Annotated in this window: 13 protein-coding genes; 4 read left to right on the top strand and 9 right to left on the bottom strand. The window is 73.8% G+C overall.

From position 1 onward, the window contains the following. Positions 1–50: 50 nt before the first annotated feature. The 8 genes from M5362_RS10085 to M5362_RS10050 all read right to left on the bottom strand — a co-directional run bounded on the left by M5362_RS10085 (position 51) and on the right by M5362_RS10050 (position 10,188). A complete protein-coding gene (locus tag M5362_RS10085) occupies positions 51–1,256 on the bottom strand; it encodes a sensor histidine kinase (RefSeq protein ID WP_260227043.1) in 1,206 nt (401 codons plus the stop codon). Next, complete coding sequence (locus M5362_RS10080; protein WP_260227042.1) at positions 1,253–3,025, bottom strand: cation acetate symporter; 1,773 nt, start codon at positions 3,023–3,025, stop codon at positions 1,253–1,255. Before M5362_RS10080 ends, M5362_RS10085 begins: the two co-directional genes overlap by 4 nt. An 18-nt stretch (positions 3,026–3,043) precedes the next feature. After that, positions 3,044–3,484, bottom strand: a complete 441-nt coding sequence (locus M5362_RS10075) for a hypothetical protein (RefSeq protein ID WP_260227041.1) — start codon at positions 3,482–3,484, stop codon at positions 3,044–3,046. Between the two features lie 160 nt (positions 3,485–3,644). After that, complete coding sequence (locus tag M5362_RS10070) at positions 3,645–4,433, bottom strand: LytTR family DNA-binding domain-containing protein (protein WP_260227040.1); 789 nt, start codon at positions 4,431–4,433, stop codon at positions 3,645–3,647. Between the two features lie 23 nt (positions 4,434–4,456). After that, positions 4,457–5,329, bottom strand: coding sequence for an Fpg/Nei family DNA glycosylase (locus M5362_RS10065; RefSeq protein WP_260227039.1), 873 nt, complete (start codon positions 5,327–5,329; stop codon positions 4,457–4,459). A gap of 37 nt (positions 5,330–5,366) precedes the next feature. Continuing rightward, a complete protein-coding gene (locus M5362_RS10060) occupies positions 5,367–6,722 on the bottom strand; it encodes a wax ester/triacylglycerol synthase family O-acyltransferase (RefSeq protein WP_260227038.1) in 1,356 nt (451 codons plus the stop codon). 77 nt (positions 6,723–6,799) lie between these two features. Then, positions 6,800–8,905, bottom strand: a complete 2,106-nt coding sequence (locus M5362_RS10055; RefSeq protein WP_260227037.1) for a SpoIIE family protein phosphatase — start codon at positions 8,903–8,905, stop codon at positions 6,800–6,802. Positions 8,906–8,967: 62 nt separating this feature from the next. Then, positions 8,968–10,188 carry a DUF6777 domain-containing protein gene (locus M5362_RS10050; RefSeq protein ID WP_260227036.1) on the bottom strand — a complete coding sequence of 407 codons (1,221 nt, stop codon included), beginning with the start codon at positions 10,186–10,188 and terminating at the stop codon, positions 8,968–8,970. Positions 10,189–10,357: 169 nt separating this feature from the next. Here M5362_RS10050 and M5362_RS10045 point away from each other — a divergent pair, with 169 nt between their 5' ends. From M5362_RS10045 to M5362_RS10030, 4 genes are all read left to right on the top strand, one after another. Further along, a complete protein-coding gene (locus M5362_RS10045) occupies positions 10,358–11,248 on the top strand; it encodes a YndJ family protein (protein WP_260227171.1) in 891 nt (296 codons plus the stop codon). Then, positions 11,236–11,775: a DUF1990 family protein gene (locus tag M5362_RS10040; protein WP_260227035.1), complete on the top strand. Its 540-nt coding sequence runs from the start codon at positions 11,236–11,238 to the stop codon at positions 11,773–11,775. Before M5362_RS10045 ends, M5362_RS10040 begins: the two co-directional genes overlap by 13 nt. Before the next feature lie 91 nt (positions 11,776–11,866). Then, positions 11,867–12,046, top strand: coding sequence for a hypothetical protein (locus M5362_RS10035; RefSeq protein ID WP_260227034.1), 180 nt, complete (start codon positions 11,867–11,869; stop codon positions 12,044–12,046). Between the two features lie 38 nt (positions 12,047–12,084). Continuing rightward, a complete protein-coding gene (locus M5362_RS10030) occupies positions 12,085–13,533 on the top strand; it encodes a lipase maturation factor family protein (protein ID WP_260227033.1) in 1,449 nt (482 codons plus the stop codon). 19 nt (positions 13,534–13,552) lie between these two features. Here the strand turns inward: M5362_RS10030 and M5362_RS10025 are convergent, their stop codons facing one another. After that, positions 13,553–13,723: a hypothetical protein gene (locus M5362_RS10025; RefSeq protein WP_260227031.1), complete on the bottom strand. Its 171-nt coding sequence runs from the start codon at positions 13,721–13,723 to the stop codon at positions 13,553–13,555. Between the last annotated feature and the right edge of the window lie 246 nt (positions 13,724–13,969).

Raw genomic sequence — 13,969 nt, 5'->3', positions numbered from 1 at the left:
ACGGTCGGGGGCCCGCCCCGAGGCATCGTCGGGGACGTCTCGCCCGGAGGCTAGGAGGCCGTCGGGTGAACTCCGGGGCGGTACTTGGGAATCCGTACCGTCACCTTCATCCCCGCGCCGAGCCCGGTCTCGATGACGAGTCCGTGCTCCGCCCCGTACACCTGGCGCAGCCGCTCGTCGACGTTGGACAGTCCGATCCCCGAGCCCGTGGGACGCTCCCCCAGCAGGACCGCGCGCAGCACGTCCGGGTCCATGCCCACGCCGTCGTCCTCGATCACGACGACCGCCTCCGCCCCCGCGTCGCGGGCCGCGATCGTGACCCGGCAGGCGTTCACACTGTCCTCCAGGCCGTGCTTCACGGCGTTCTCCACCAGCGGCTGGAGACAGAGGAACGGCAGGGTCACCGGCAGCACTTCGGGCGCGATCTGCAGCGTGACCTTGAGCCGGTCGCCGAACCGGGCACCGGCGAGCGCCAGGTACTGCTCGATGGCGCGCAGTTCGTCGGCGAGATGGGCGAACTCGCCGTGCCTGCGGAAGGAGTAGCGGGTGAAGTCGGCGAACTCCAGGAGCAGCTCCCGCGCCCGTTCGGGGTCGGTGCGGACGAACGAGGCGATGGCGGCGAGGGAGTTGAAGATGAAGTGCGGGGAGATCTGGGCGCGCAGGGCGCGGATCTCGGCCTCAACGATCCGGGTCCGTGAGCGGTCGAGTTCGGCGAGTTCGAGCTGGACGGAGACCCAGCGGGCGACTTCCGTGGCGGCCCGTACGAGCACGGCCGACTCCCGTGATCCATAGGCCACGAGCGCCCCGAGCACCCCGTCCTCGCCGGTGAGCGGGGCGATGACCGCCCAGCGCAGCGGACAGTCGACCTCGTCGCAGCCGGTGTGCGCGGAGAGGCTGCGCCCGGAGTCGAGGATGCCGGCGACCTGCTCCATCACGTGTTCGCGGTGGTGGCTCTCGCCCGGACCGTCCCAGGCGAGGACGGCGGACCGGTCGGTGAGGCAGAGCGTCTCCGTCCCGAGGAGCGAGCGCAGCCGCCGGACGGCCTTGCGCGCGGTGTCCTCGGTGAGTCCCGCGCGCAGCGGCGGGGCGGCGAGCGAGGCGGTGTGCAGGGTGTGGAAGGTGGCCCGTTCGACGGGGGTGCCGAGGTCGAGGTCGGCCCGGTCCCCGCGGCGGGCGGCGAGCCGTCCGAGGACGAAGCCGACGGCGAGGAGCACGGCCCCGACGGCGGCCGAGGCCGCGAGCGCGATCCCGCTCACCGCTCGGCCCCCCGCGTCTCGCCCGGTCCGCCGGGCCCCGCTCCATGGCGCACCGGTTCGGGCCGGGAGGCCAGTTCCTCCGGCAGGTGCAGCCGGGCCAGGAGCGCCGGTGTGCCGGCCGGGATGTGGCGGGGGGTGGCGAGCGACACCAGGATCATCGTGAGGAAGCCCAGCGGCACCGACCAGACCGCGGGCCAGGCCATGAGGGTGTGCGGCCAGCCCGCGTCCGGCAGGCCGGCGCGGGTCGCCATCACCGCCGTGAGGGCGGAGCCGCCGCCGAGGACCAGCCCGGCCATGGCGCCCGGCGGGGTGAGTCCGCGCCACCAGATGCCGAGGACGAGCAGCGGGCAGAAGGAGGAGGCGGAGACCGCGAACGCCAGGCCGACGGCGTCCGCGACCGGGACCTTCGAGGCGAAGATCCCGGCGGTCAGCGGTACGGCCATGGCGAGCAGGGTCGCCAGCCGGAAGTGCCGTACACCGCGGGAGGGCAGCACGTCCTGGGTGAGGACCCCGGCGACGGCCATCGTCAGTCCGGAGGCGGTGGAGAGGAAGGCGGCGAAGGCCCCGCCCGCCAGGAGCGCGCCCAGCAGGTCGCCGAGGACTCCGCCGAGCATCCGCTCGGGCAGGACGAGCACGGCGGCGTCGGCTGCTCCGGTGAGCGCCAGTTCGGGGGCGTAGATCCGCCCGAGCGCCCCGTACACCGGCGGCAGGAGATAGAACGCGCCGACGAGGCCGAGGACGACCAGGGTGGTCCGGCGCGCCGCCCGGCCGTGGGGGCTGGTGTAGAAGCGGACCGCGACATGGGGCAGTCCCATGGTGCCCAGGAAGGTGGCGAGGATCAGCCCGTACGTGGCGTAGAGCTGGTGGCCGTCGCGGCCGCCGGCCAGGGGCTGGGACCAGCCGAGGGGATCGGCTCCGGTGGAGGCCCGGGCGGGGACCGGCGCGCCTTCGGGGAAGGCGAGTTCGGTGCCGCCCTCGACGCGGTGGGCGCCCTCGTCGAGGGTGACGGCCCGCCCCTCGTACGGGAGGGCGTCGACGCGGCCGGTGACGGTGAGCGTGAGCGGGGCGTCGAGCTCGATCCGTACGGTGTCGGCGACCTTCACGGTGGTGTGCTCGCGGAAGACGGCAGGCGCGTCGAAGCGGACGCGGGGCGCGTCGTCGCCGAACCAGGCGGCGGTCAGGAAGAGCGCGGGCACGAGCAGGGCGGTGAGCTTCAGCCAGTACTGGAAGGCCTGGACGAAGGTGATGCTGCGCATGCCGCCCGCGGCGACGATGCCGGTGACGACGACGGCGACGAGGAGTCCGCCGACCCAGTCGGGCGCGCCGGTGAGGATCTCCAGGGTGAGTCCCGCGCCCTGGAGCTGCGGGAGCAGATAGAGCCAGCCTATGCCGACGACGAGGAGGCTGGCGAGCCGCCGGGCGGGCGGGGACTCGAGCCGGGCCTCGGCGAAGTCGGAGAGGGTGTACGCCCCCGAGCGGCGGAGCGGGGCGGCGACGAGGACGAGGAGGACCAGATAGCCGGCGGTGTAGCCGACCGGGTACCAGAGCATGTCCGGGCCCTGGACGAGGACGAGGCCGGCGATGCCGAGGAAGGAGGCGGCGGAGAGGTACTCGCCGCTGATCGCGGCGGCGTTGAGGCCGGGCCGTACGGTGCGGGAGGCCACGTAGAAGTCGGAGGTCGTACGGGATATCCGCAGGCCGAGGGCGCCGATGAGCACGGTCGCCAGGACGACGGCGGTGACGGCGGCCACCGCGTAGGTGTGGTTCATCTCGTCGTGCCCCCGCGGTCAGCGGCCCTCGACGAGGACGGTGAAGTCGTGTTCGTTGCGTTCGGCCCGGCGGACGTACCAGTGGGCGACGGCCCAGATGACCGGGTAGACGCCGATGCCGAGCGCGATCCAGACGACGGCCTCGGGGGCGGGGAGCGCGAGCAGCAGGGGCAGGGGGCCGACGCACAGGGCGAGCGCGCCGAGCGCGGTGAGGGCGGCCCGCAGCTGGCTCCGCATCAGGGAGCGGACGTAGGTGTGGCCGAGGGTGGTCTGCTCGCTGATCTCCGAGCGAGCGGTGCGAGGTGGGGGTCCCCCCGGCCGGCGGCCGGGAGAGGGCGGGTGGCCGGGGAAGCGCTGCCGGGGCAGACCGCTGTGACGGAGCGCGGAGGCGCGCGTGACCGTCTCGCGCCGGGGCCGGCGCGGCGGTGGTTCCTCGGACGTCGGTGTCCGCTCCGGCATCTGTCGACCTCGCAGGGGCTGTGGAGTCCACGGAGTCTACGCAGCGGTGTTCACGCACGGTAGAGGCGGCGGGGATCACGCACGGTGGAGGCGGCGGGGTCCACGCACGGTGGAGGCGGCGGGCCGGCTTCCGGGGGTCGCCTCCGCGCGGCTCGGCCGGTCAGCCGCCCGCGCGGCGCATGAGGAGGTCCCTCAGCTGGCGGGCATGGCGACGGCTGACGGCGAGCTCGGTGCTGCCGACGCGGACGGAGGTGGCCCCGCCGTCGAGCCGGAGTTCGTCGATGCGGGCGAGTGCGACGAGGTGGCTGCGGTGGATCCGGACGAAGCCCCGGGCGGCCCAGCGCTCCTCCAGGGTGGAGAGCGGGATACGGACCAGGTGACTGCCCTCGTCCGTGTGCAGACGCGCGTAGTCGCCCTGGGCCTCGACGTAGGCGATGTCGTCGACGGCGACGAAGCGGGTGACCCCGCCGAGTTCGACCGGGATCTGCTCGGGCGCCGCGACGGCGGCGGGCGCGGCCGCCGTCGCGGGGACCGCCGGCGTGGCGGGGGCCGCGGGGGCGTGCACCAGCTCGCGGACGCGGCGGACCGCCTCGGCGAGCCGCTCGCGGCGCACCGGCTTGAGGACGTAGTCCACGGCCTTGAGGTCGAAGGCCTGTACCGCGAACCCCTCGTGCGCCGTGACGAAGACGATCAGCGGCGGCCGGGCGAAACCGGCGAGCAGCCGGGCGAGGTCGAGGCCGGTGAGACCGGCCATGTGGATGTCGAGGAAGACGACGTCGACGGCCTCGTCGCTGTCGGGACCGGCCTCCAGGGCCCGGCCGATCCTGCGCAGCGCCCCGGTGGCGTCGGTGGCGCCCTCGGCGCTGCGGATCCGCGGATCGGCACGGAGGAGGTAGAGCAGTTCCCCGAGGGCCGGCTCTTCGTCGTCGACGGCCAGTACGCGCAGCATGCGGCGGAGTCTAAGGGAGGGCGCTATTTCAGGAACTTGGACGTCCGGCGGTCGGCGAGGGGCGTGCCGCCGGTCTGGCAGGTGGGGCAGTACTGGAGCGACGAGTCGCTGAAGGAGACCTCGCGGATGGTGTCTCCGCAGACGGGGCAGGGTTCGCCGGTCCGTCCGTGGACCCGCAGTCCGCTCTTCTTCTCGGCCTTGAGCCGGCCGGCGGCGAGGCCGTGGGAGCGTTCGACGGCCTCGCGCAGCGTGGTGCGCATCGCCTCGTAGAGGACGGCGGTCTCGGCCTCGGTCAGATTCTGGGTCGGCTTGAAGGGCGACATCCTCGCCGCGTGCAGGATCTCGTCGCTGTACGCGTTGCCGATGCCGGCGATCAGGCTCTGATCGCGCAGGGCGCCCTTCAGCTGCCGCCGCTCGCCGGTCAGCAGGGCGGTGAAGGCGGCGAGGTCGAACTCCCGGGCGAGCGGGTCCGGGCCGAGGCGGGCGACGCCGGGGACGTCCTGCGGGTCACGGACCAGGTGGACGGCGAGGCGTTTGGTGGTCCCCGCCTCGGTGAGGTCGAAGCCGTCGCCGCCGGTGAGCGCGGTCCGCAGGGCGAGGGGGCCCTTGCCGGGGCGGGGCACACCGGACGGCAGGGGGTCCTTCCACTGGAGCCAGCCCGCGCGCGCCAGGTGGACCAGGAGGTGGAGCCGCCCCTCAGCGCCGTCGGTGGCGATGTCCAGGAACTTGCCGTGCCGGGCGACCCCGGTGACGGCGGCGCCCTCGACGGCGCTCAGGGGCGGGTCGTACGTCTTGAGCACACTGATCGCGACGGGCAGGGCACGGGCGATCTCCTTGCCCACCAGATGCTCGGCGAGGAACTCTCGCAGCGCTTCCACCTCGGGCAGTTCGGGCATGGCTCCACCCTGCCGCAGCCGTCGTCGGGACGCGCGTTCAGTGGGCCTTCTCGAGGAGTTCGAGTTCGTCGGAGAGGGCGGCGGCCAGCGCGTCGAGGTCGGGGACGGCCTTGCCGTCGGCGACCAGACCGACATGGACCCGGCCGCCGTACGGGGACATGGCGACGGCGAGCGCCTGGCCCCGGGCGAGCGGGGCCATCGGGAAGAGGGTGCGCAGCGGGGCACCGCCGAGGGACAGGGCCGAGCGGGGCAGGGGCACGTTGGTGACCAGGACGTCGAAGAGGAGCCGCGCGGCCCCGGAGGCCAGCGGGGCGCCGAAACGGTGCGCGAGCGGGGGCAGTTGGTCGGCGAGGACGGCCAGGGCCCCGGCGCCGCGCATCGGCCCGTCGGCCTTGTTGCGGTCCATGTCCCGGCGTACGGCGGCCAGCCGGGCGGCGGGGTCGGGCTCGGTGACCGGCAGGGCGAGCAGGTAGGCGGAGAGGCTGTTGCCCGAGCCCGCCGGGGAGCCGGGCCGCCTGCGGGAGACGGGGACGAGCGCGCGGGGGTCGGCGCCGGGCAGCGGTGCGCCGCGCTCGTCGAGCCAGCGGCGCAGGGCTCCGGCGACCACGGCAAGCAGAACGTCGTTGGCGGTACCGCCGGAGGTCCGGCGGACCTGGTGGACGCGTTCCAGGTCGAGGACCGCGGTGGCGACGCGGCGGGTGCCGCTGGAGTCGGCGGCCAGGGCGGTCGCGGCGGGTTCGTCGAGCCGGCCGGCCCGCGCGACGGAGGCGCCGACCACGGAGGCGCCGACCTCGACGGCCCGGCCGAGGTCGCCGATGCGTTCGCGGGCGGCGCCGACGAGCCGGCCAGGTCCGGGGAGCCAGGAGCGCGGGGGTACGGCGCGGGGCCGGCGGCCGCCCGCCCTGCGGGCGACGGCGGCGATCTCGTCGAAGATGCCGGCGCCGATGGCGACGGCCCGCATGCCGTCGGCGAGGGCGTGGTGGAGCTTGACGAGGACGGCGAACGAGCCGTCGGGCGCGCCGGTGAGCAGGTACATCTCCCAGGGCGGCAGTCCGCGTTCGACCGGCCGTTCCATCAGCTCGCCTGCCAGGCGGGCGCTCTCGGCGTCGAAGTCGGCGCCGGGCAGCGCGATCTCGCGCACATGGCGGCCTACGTCGAACTGCGGGTCGTTGCTCCATGCGGCGCCGCCGACGGGCAGCAGGACGTCGCGGACCCGCATCCGCAGGCGCGGGATGGCGGCGGCGCGGCTGCCGAGCAGGTCCAGTACGGCGGACGGACGGCCACCGCCGGGGAGGGGGCCGAAGTGGGCGAGGGCGCCCAGGTGCATGGGGTGTTCGGTGGACTCGAGGTGCCAGAAAGCAAGATCGAGAGGTGCCAGAAGCTCACTGGTCAAGGGATCCCCATGTCCTAGAAGGTGGCGCGAAACCGGGGTGGCGGAAACTCGCAGTCAACCGTGCGCACACATTACGGTCAAGTACGATCGATGTACGCAGAGTTAACAATGAATTCGCACCAGACGCACTTGCCGCTGCCGCGCGACTCGACGCCCCAGACGTCCGAGATCCGGTCCACCAGCATCAGACCCCGGCCCGAGACACCCGCCTCGCCCGCCTCCCGACGCCGCGGCAGGGCGCTGGAACGGTCCTCCACCTCCACCCGGAGCCGCCGTTCGGGACCTGCCAGCATCCGCAGGGTCACGATGGCCCCGCCGTCGGTGTGCATCAGCGCGTTGGTGATCAGTTCGTCGGCGGCCAGCTCGATCTCGTCCGAGCGGTCCCCCGCGCCCCAGGCCCGTACCGCGGCACGGATCATGTGCCGGGCCGACCTCAGCGCCTCCGGGTCGCTCTGCGCCACGTGCTGCTGGAGCCGGCCGCCCGACTGCGGGAAGTACGCCCCCTGCCGCCGCAGCAGCAGGAGCGCGACGTCGTCCTCGCCTCCCCGGTCGTCGACGACCTCGCAGAGCTGGTCGGCGAGCTGCTGGAGGTCGCGCGGCCCGTGCCGTACCAGCGAGGAGAGCCAGCGCAGCCCCTCGTCGAGGTCCGCGCCCGGCTTCTCGACCATCCCGTCGGTGTACAGCAGCAGGGTCTGCCCGGGGGACAGCCCCAGCGTCGTCGCCGGGTAGTCGAGACGGTCGAACTCGGCCGAGAGACCCAGCGGAAGCCCGCCTTCCACCGGAAGCCGGCGGCAGCTTCCGTCGGTGTCCTGGAGCATCGGGTCGACGTGCCCGGCGCGGACCACCTGCATGGCGCCGGTCGTGAGGTCCGCCTCGACATAGGTGCAGGTGGCGAAGCGGTCGGTGTCCAGTTCGTGGAGGAAGACGGAGGCGCGCGCCATCACCGTCGCCGGGCTGTGCCCTTCGGCGGCGTAGGCGCGCAGCACGATCCGCAGCTGGCCCATCACGGCCGCGGCGTGGGTGTCGTGCCCCTGGACGTCCCCGATGACCGCGCCGACCCGCCCGCCGGGGAGCGGGATGACGTCGTACCAGTCGCCGCCGACGTCCCGGCCGAGGCGGGCCGAGCGGTAGCGGACGGCTATCTGCGCGCCGGGCACGTCGGGGATGCGGCGGGGCAGCATCGCCTGCTGGAGCCCCTCCGCCAGGTCGTGTTCCTGCTCGTAGAGCATGGCGCGCTGGAGGCTCTGCGCGATGCTGCTGCCGAGGGCGACCAGCAGATTGCGCTCGTCGGCGCTGAAGCCGGTCCGGTCGCTGTAGAGCAACCCGAGCGCGCCGATCGGCCGGGCCTGGGCGATCAGCGGGAGGTAGGCGGCCGAGGTGATGCCGAGCCCGCTGATGTGCGGCCACAGGACCGGGTACGACTCGGCGAAGTCCTTCGGCGACTCGATGAACCGGGGTCTGAGGGTCCGGATCACCTCACCCATCGGGTACGGCTCGTCCACCCGGGTGAATCGCGTGCCGGGCACGAAGGCGCCGTCGGGCCCTTCGGCGACGAGGTGGATCCGGCCGGCCTCCATGAGCCCCATGACCAGGCTGGTGGCACCGAAGGACTCCAGGCCGTGCGAGTCGTTGAGGAGGTCGATGACGTCCTGGACGGTCCGGGCGTGGGCGAGGGCGGCCGTGGTGGACTCCACGACGCTGGTCCGTTTGCGCCGGCCCTCGTCCAGACCGAGCCGGGCGGCCTGCTCGGTGACCTCCTCCGACGCGTCCCGGACGATGCCGACGATGCGCAGGGGACGGCCTGTCGCGTCGCGCTGGATCAGCCCCTCGGTGTGGGTCCAGCGGGGGGTGCCGTTCCGTGTACGGACGCGGAAGTAGGCCCCGTAGTGGTCGCTGCCGTCCTTCAGCGCGTGGGTGACGAGCGTGTCGAGCTGCCTGCCCTCGTCGGGCCCCACGCGGGAGGAGAGGGTGGCGGGGTTGTCGTCGTACTCCTCGGGGCGGATGTCGAAGACCCGCAGGGCTCCCTCGTCCATGGTCATCAGGCCGGTGACCAGGTTCCAGTCGAAGCTGCCCATCCGGAACGCCCAGCCGTAGTCACGGAGGAAGCAGCACGTCACACCGCCCGTGCCCGATTCGCAGCGGCAGGGCTCCACCGGCTCTTCACCCCCGCTACCCGCGCTCATGGGGCCACGCTAGGCGCAGCCCCGGCGGTGCGCACGGTGGAGATCACGGTGGAGATCACGCCTCACCCCTCGAAGGTCTCCGGCTGCTGGGGCGCTGTGTCGCTCGGGAAGAGGTCCTCGAAGGACGGCTGGTCGGACTCGGCGTCCGGCTCGGGCTCCTGCTCCGGCTCGGCCGGGGGCTCCGACCAGGTCGGGGTCGGGCAGCCGGGCGGGACCGACGGGGTCGGCGGGGTGGCGTCCGGGGAAGCCGGGTCAGGCGTCCGGGTCGGCGAGGACGGCGCCGACGGGGAGGGCGGGACCGCCGGGGGGCAGTCGGTGGTCGGGGGGCGCGGGGAGGCGCTCTCGGGCGAGGTGGAGCCGTCGGGGCGCCCGGACTCGTCGCGGTCGGGGTCGGGCGAGCCGTCGGTGACCGAGGGCGACGGCAGCGGGGTCGGCGTGCCGGTGAGCTCGCACGCGGCCGGGTCGCAGGGCGGGACCACGGCCGGGCGGGTGTCCTCCTCGCCGCGAGTCCCCGCCTTCCGCTCGATCCAGGTGCTGTCGACGACGTTCACGATGACCAGGCTGGTGACGACCGTGGCCGTCGGCCTGACGACCACGACGCGGTCGGGGCGGTAGCCGCTCCAGGGCCGGCCCCTGTGGGTGGCGCCCTGGACGGCGACCGGGGAGCGCAGGGGGTTGCCGCAGGCGCAGCGGACGCGCGGCGTGCCGTACTGGTCGACGAGGACCGCCGTACCGGCCTGGAGGACGGCCTGGTAAGGGGTCGCGGCTCCGTCGCGGAGGCCGTGGTTCGTGACCCGGGCGTCGGCGCGCAGGACGACGGGGGTGAGTCCGCGCAGCCAGGAGGCCACCCCGGTCTCGGGGACGCCGGCCGCCTCGGCGAAGGCGCGGGACGTGGCCCGGTCGCGGGTGAGGTGCGTGATCTGCTGTTCGACGTCGCAGCTGGCGACCGAACGGGTGCCGCCGTAGAGGCCGGGGACGGATCCGGCGACCTCGCGGACGGTCTGTGCCGTGCCGGTGGGCGCGGGGGCGCCCGGCGGGGCGGTGGCGGCCGGGGGCGGGGTGCCGGCCTCGGCCGTGGAGTCGGTGAAGGGGTCGGGGCCCTGGGCGGCCACCGGCTGGAGGAAGACCTCCTGGGAGGCGGAGGCGGTCCGGTCCGCGGCGGCGCCACCGTCGCCGGCGCCACCGCCGGACGAGCAGCCCGCGAGGAACAGCGCCGCGGTCAGCGCGCCGACGACGAGGGCGGCGGCCCGGGGCCGCGGTGACCGGCGCATGGGTGAGCTCACGTGGATCTCCCGCCTCTTCCACCCCGAGACATTCCTTCATGTCTGTCGCATCGGGGCGCCACCCGCAAGCCGGGCGAGGCCGATCGGGCGAGGGACTTGAACACGTTCAAGAAAGGCCCTAGTCTCACGTCAAGCAAGTTTGAACACGTTCAACCAGGGGGTGGGCATCGTGTCCGTGCTGGTCGGTCTCATCGTGATGCTGGGCATGTTCGTGGTCGTCCCGGCCGGCCTGGGGCTGATCGACGGCCCCCGCCCCCACGGGCTCCGGCTGCTCCGCCGCGCTTGGCCCCTGCTCGCCCTGCCCGGCGCGGTGGCCCTCTGGCTCCCCCGCTCCCCCACCGCCGCCACGCTCGCCGCCGTCTACGCGCTGGCCACCCTCGCGCTGGCGCTCTGCGCCCCGGCCCGGCTCGTGGCGCACCTCCGCCCGCCTCCGGCCCCGGGCGCCGGCCGGCGCCGCGCGCCCGCCGCGTCGGAGGTCGCCGTGCTCACCGCGCTCGTGACCCCGTCGGTGGCGGGCCTCGCCCTCGTCGCCGAACGCGCGGGCCACGAACTGCTCGGTTTCGACCTCGGCATCCTGGCCCTGACCGTGCCCCACTTCCACTTCGCGGGGTTCGCCGCCGCGCTGGTGGCAGGCCTCGTCTGCCGTACGTCCGGCAGCCCCGCCACCCGCTTCGCCGCGCTCAGCGTCCCGCTCGGCACGCTGCTCGTCCTGATCGGCTACTTCGTCGACGACTGGGCCGAGCTCGCCGGGGCGGTCGTGCTCACCGCCGGGATGTGGGCCGTCGCCCTGCCCACCTGGCGGGACCTGCGGACCGGCGCCCCCGACCGCGTCACCCGCGGCCTGCTCGCCGTCTCGGCCGTCGTCCTGGTGGCGACCATGCTGCTCGCGCTCAGCTGGGCGCTCGGCGAGGCCACCGGACTGCCCCACCCGAACCTGACCTGGATGGCCGCGACCCACGGTCTCGGCAACGCCCTCGGTTTCGCGCTCTGCTCACTGCTCGCCTGGCGCCGCCTGCGGGCGGCCGCTCCCTCGAAGGAGACCGCACCATGGCCCGTCTGATCCGCGACCTCGCCACTCCCGCCGCGCCCCTCAACTACCGCGAGGTCGGCGCCACCGCGCGCGACATCCTCCCCGGCGGCTACCACCACCTCCACCACACGGTCCGCATAGGCCGCGGCCGGGACGCCTTCGAGAGCGCCGGGGCGGCGGTCACCACCTGGCGGATGCACCGCGCCTCCGGCGCCCGGGTCCGCAGCCGGGCCGTACGCGCCGAACCCGGTGCCCTGGTCGAGGTCTCCATCGGCCTCGGCCCCGTCCGCTTCGCCGCACCCTGCGAGGTGATCTGGACGGCGTACGAGCGGGACCGCACCGGCTTCGCCTACGGCACCCGCACCGGGCACCCCGAGCGCGGCGAGGAGTCCTTCCTGGTCGATCTCCACCCCGACGGCTCGGTCTGGTTCACGGTCACCGCGTTCAGCCGGCCCGCCGCCTGGTACACACGCCTCGCGGGGCCCCTCGTGCCCGCGCTCCAGCACGCCTACGCACGCCGCCTCGGCCGCACGCTCCAGCGCGTCGTCGAGGGGTGAATCCCCGACGCACCCAGGGCCACGCCGGGGGTTACGCTCCCTTTGTAGGCATATGTTCCGTAGGGCGTACGTTCCGACCCAGGAGGCGGCCGTGAGCCAGTACGACGAGTACAACTACAGCACTCCCTCGCAGGCCGAGGGTGAGCGGCTCGAAGAGGACATGGACGCGCTCCAGCGGGATCATCGCCACCCCCAGACCGCCCGCACCACACCGTCCCAGGCCGAGGGCCTGCGCTCCACGGACGAGGGGGAGAAGACGCCGCGGGCCTGAGCCGCCGCCCGTGAGCCCCCGGGCCGATACTGGAAGCGATGGAGTGGTTCACCGCACCGGACTACTGGCTGAGCCGGATCCTCTTCCAGCGGGGGCTCGCCGGCCTCTACCTCGTGGCCTTCCTCTCCGCCGCTCTCCAGTTCCGGGCCCTGATCGGCGCGCGCGGCATGCTTCCCGTCCCGGAGCATCTGCGGCGGGTGACGCCGCGCCAGGCCCCCAGCCTGTTCCACTGGCGCTACTCCGACCGGCTGTTCTCCACCGTCGCGTGGAGCGGCGCGGTCCTGGCCCTCGCCCTCGTGGCGGGCGCGGGCGACGCCGTACCGCTCGCCGTCTCGATGGCGTGGTGGGCATTCCTCTGGGCGCTGTACCTCTCGATCGTCAACGTCGGCCAGACCTGGTACGGATTCGGCTGGGAGTCACTGCTCCTGGAGGCCGGCTTCCTCGCTGTCTTCCTCGGCAACGACGACATCGCCCCGCCCCTCCTCGTCCTGTGGCTGCTGCGCTGGCTGCTCTTCCGCGTCGAGTTCGGCGCGGGGCTCATCAAGATCCGCGGCGACCGCTGCTGGCGGAACCTGACCTGCCTCTGCTTCCACCACGAGACCCAGCCGATGCCCGGCCCGCTGAGCTGGTTCTTCCACCGTCTGCCCCGCCCGCTGCACCGGGTCGAGGTGGCGGCCAACCATGTCGTTCAGCTGCTGGTCCCGGTGCTGCTCTTCACCCCGCAGCCGGTGGCGACGGTGGCGGCCGGTCTGATGGTGGCGACCCAGCTGTGGCTGGTGCTCTCGGGGAACTTCGCCTGGCTGAACTGGCTGACGATCGTCCTCGCGCTCTCCGTCGTGGACGCCTCGGCACTGGTGGGTGAGCATCCCCGGCCCGACCCGCCGCTCTGGTACGTGATCGCGGTCGTCGCCGTCACCGGCCTGGTCCTCTTCCGCAGCTACCGGCCGGTCCGCAACCTGCTCTCGCGGCGCCAGGCGATGAACCGCTCGTACGACCCGTTCCACCTGGTCAACACGTACGGAGCCTTCGGCACGGTCGGCCGCGTCCGGGACGAGATCGTCGTCGAGGGCACCGACGAGCCGGTGCCGCACGCGGGCACGGTGTGGAAGGAGTACGGCTTCAGGGGCAAGCCCGGGGATCCGCGCAGGCTGCCGCGCCAGTTCGCCCCGTACCACCTGCGGCTCGACTGGCTGATGTGGTTCGCGGCGCTCTCGCCCGCGTACGCCCGGGACTGGTTCGGGCCGTTCGTGGAGAGGCTGCTCGAAGGGGACCGCGACACCCTGCGGCTGCTGCGGCACAACCCCTTCCCTGACGCGCCGCCGGCCCTCGTCCGGGCCCGGCTCTACCGCTACCGGTTCACCACGTGGCGGGAGCTGCGGGAGACCGGGGCGTGGTGGCACCGCACGCTCGTACGGGAGTACCTGCCGCCGGTCGGGCTGGGAACGGCCCGTGCCCCCGGACGCGGGGGCGGCCGGGGGCACGGGTGAAGCGGTACGACCGTACGGATCAGTCGATACCGGGCAGGATGTGGGGCTCCGCGAGGTCGTCCTCGTAGCCCGCCAGCCGAATGGGAGCCGCGTGGGCCCACACGTCGAGACTTCCCAGCTCACCGGGACGGTGGGGCCGTTCCGGGCGTTCGGACGATCGCTGTTCCTGCTGCGTCAGTTCTGGTGTCACCGCGCACTCCCTTGTGTCGCGTACCTATGAGGACATGGCCGTTCGGTCGCGGTGGCGCCGGCTTTCGGGCGGGACCGCGGCCTTGGTGGCAGGCCAGTCCCCAGGCCGACCGTGAGGGTTTGGTGAAACCCTATGGGTCGACCGTGGGCATCAGACTAACCAAATGAGCGCGCTGGTGCTCTATGGGGTCGAGAAGTGTGACGCAATCGAGTGAATTTCGGACATCCGAGCGGTGGACAGGTGCCC

The sequence above is a fragment of the Streptomyces sp. Je 1-79 genome, from assembly GCF_025195125.1.
Lineage (GTDB): Bacteria > Actinomycetota > Actinomycetes > Streptomycetales > Streptomycetaceae > Streptomyces.
Note: the sequence above shows the minus strand (reverse complement) of the source record. Positions and strands in the feature narration are given on the sequence as shown.

Excerpts from the sequence above, each read along its gene's own strand:
- M5362_RS10070 (WP_260227040.1), bottom strand. The coding sequence starts at position 4,433 with ATGCTGCGCGTACTGGCCGTCGACGACGAAGAGCCGGCCCTCGGGGAA.
- M5362_RS10080 (WP_260227042.1), bottom strand. The coding sequence starts at position 3,025 with ATGAACCACACCTACGCGGTGGCCGCCGTCACCGCCGTCGTCCTGGCG.
- M5362_RS10055 (WP_260227037.1), bottom strand. The coding sequence starts at position 8,905 with ATGAGCGCGGGTAGCGGGGGTGAAGAGCCGGTGGAGCCCTGCCGCTGC.
- M5362_RS10030 (WP_260227033.1), top strand. The coding sequence starts at position 12,085 with ATGGAGTGGTTCACCGCACCGGACTACTGGCTGAGCCGGATCCTCTTC.
- M5362_RS10065 (WP_260227039.1), bottom strand. The coding sequence starts at position 5,329 with ATGCCCGAACTGCCCGAGGTGGAAGCGCTGCGAGAGTTCCTCGCCGAG.
- M5362_RS10075 (WP_260227041.1), bottom strand. The coding sequence starts at position 3,484 with ATGCCGGAGCGGACACCGACGTCCGAGGAACCACCGCCGCGCCGGCCC.
- M5362_RS10040 (WP_260227035.1), top strand. The coding sequence starts at position 11,236 with ATGGCCCGTCTGATCCGCGACCTCGCCACTCCCGCCGCGCCCCTCAAC.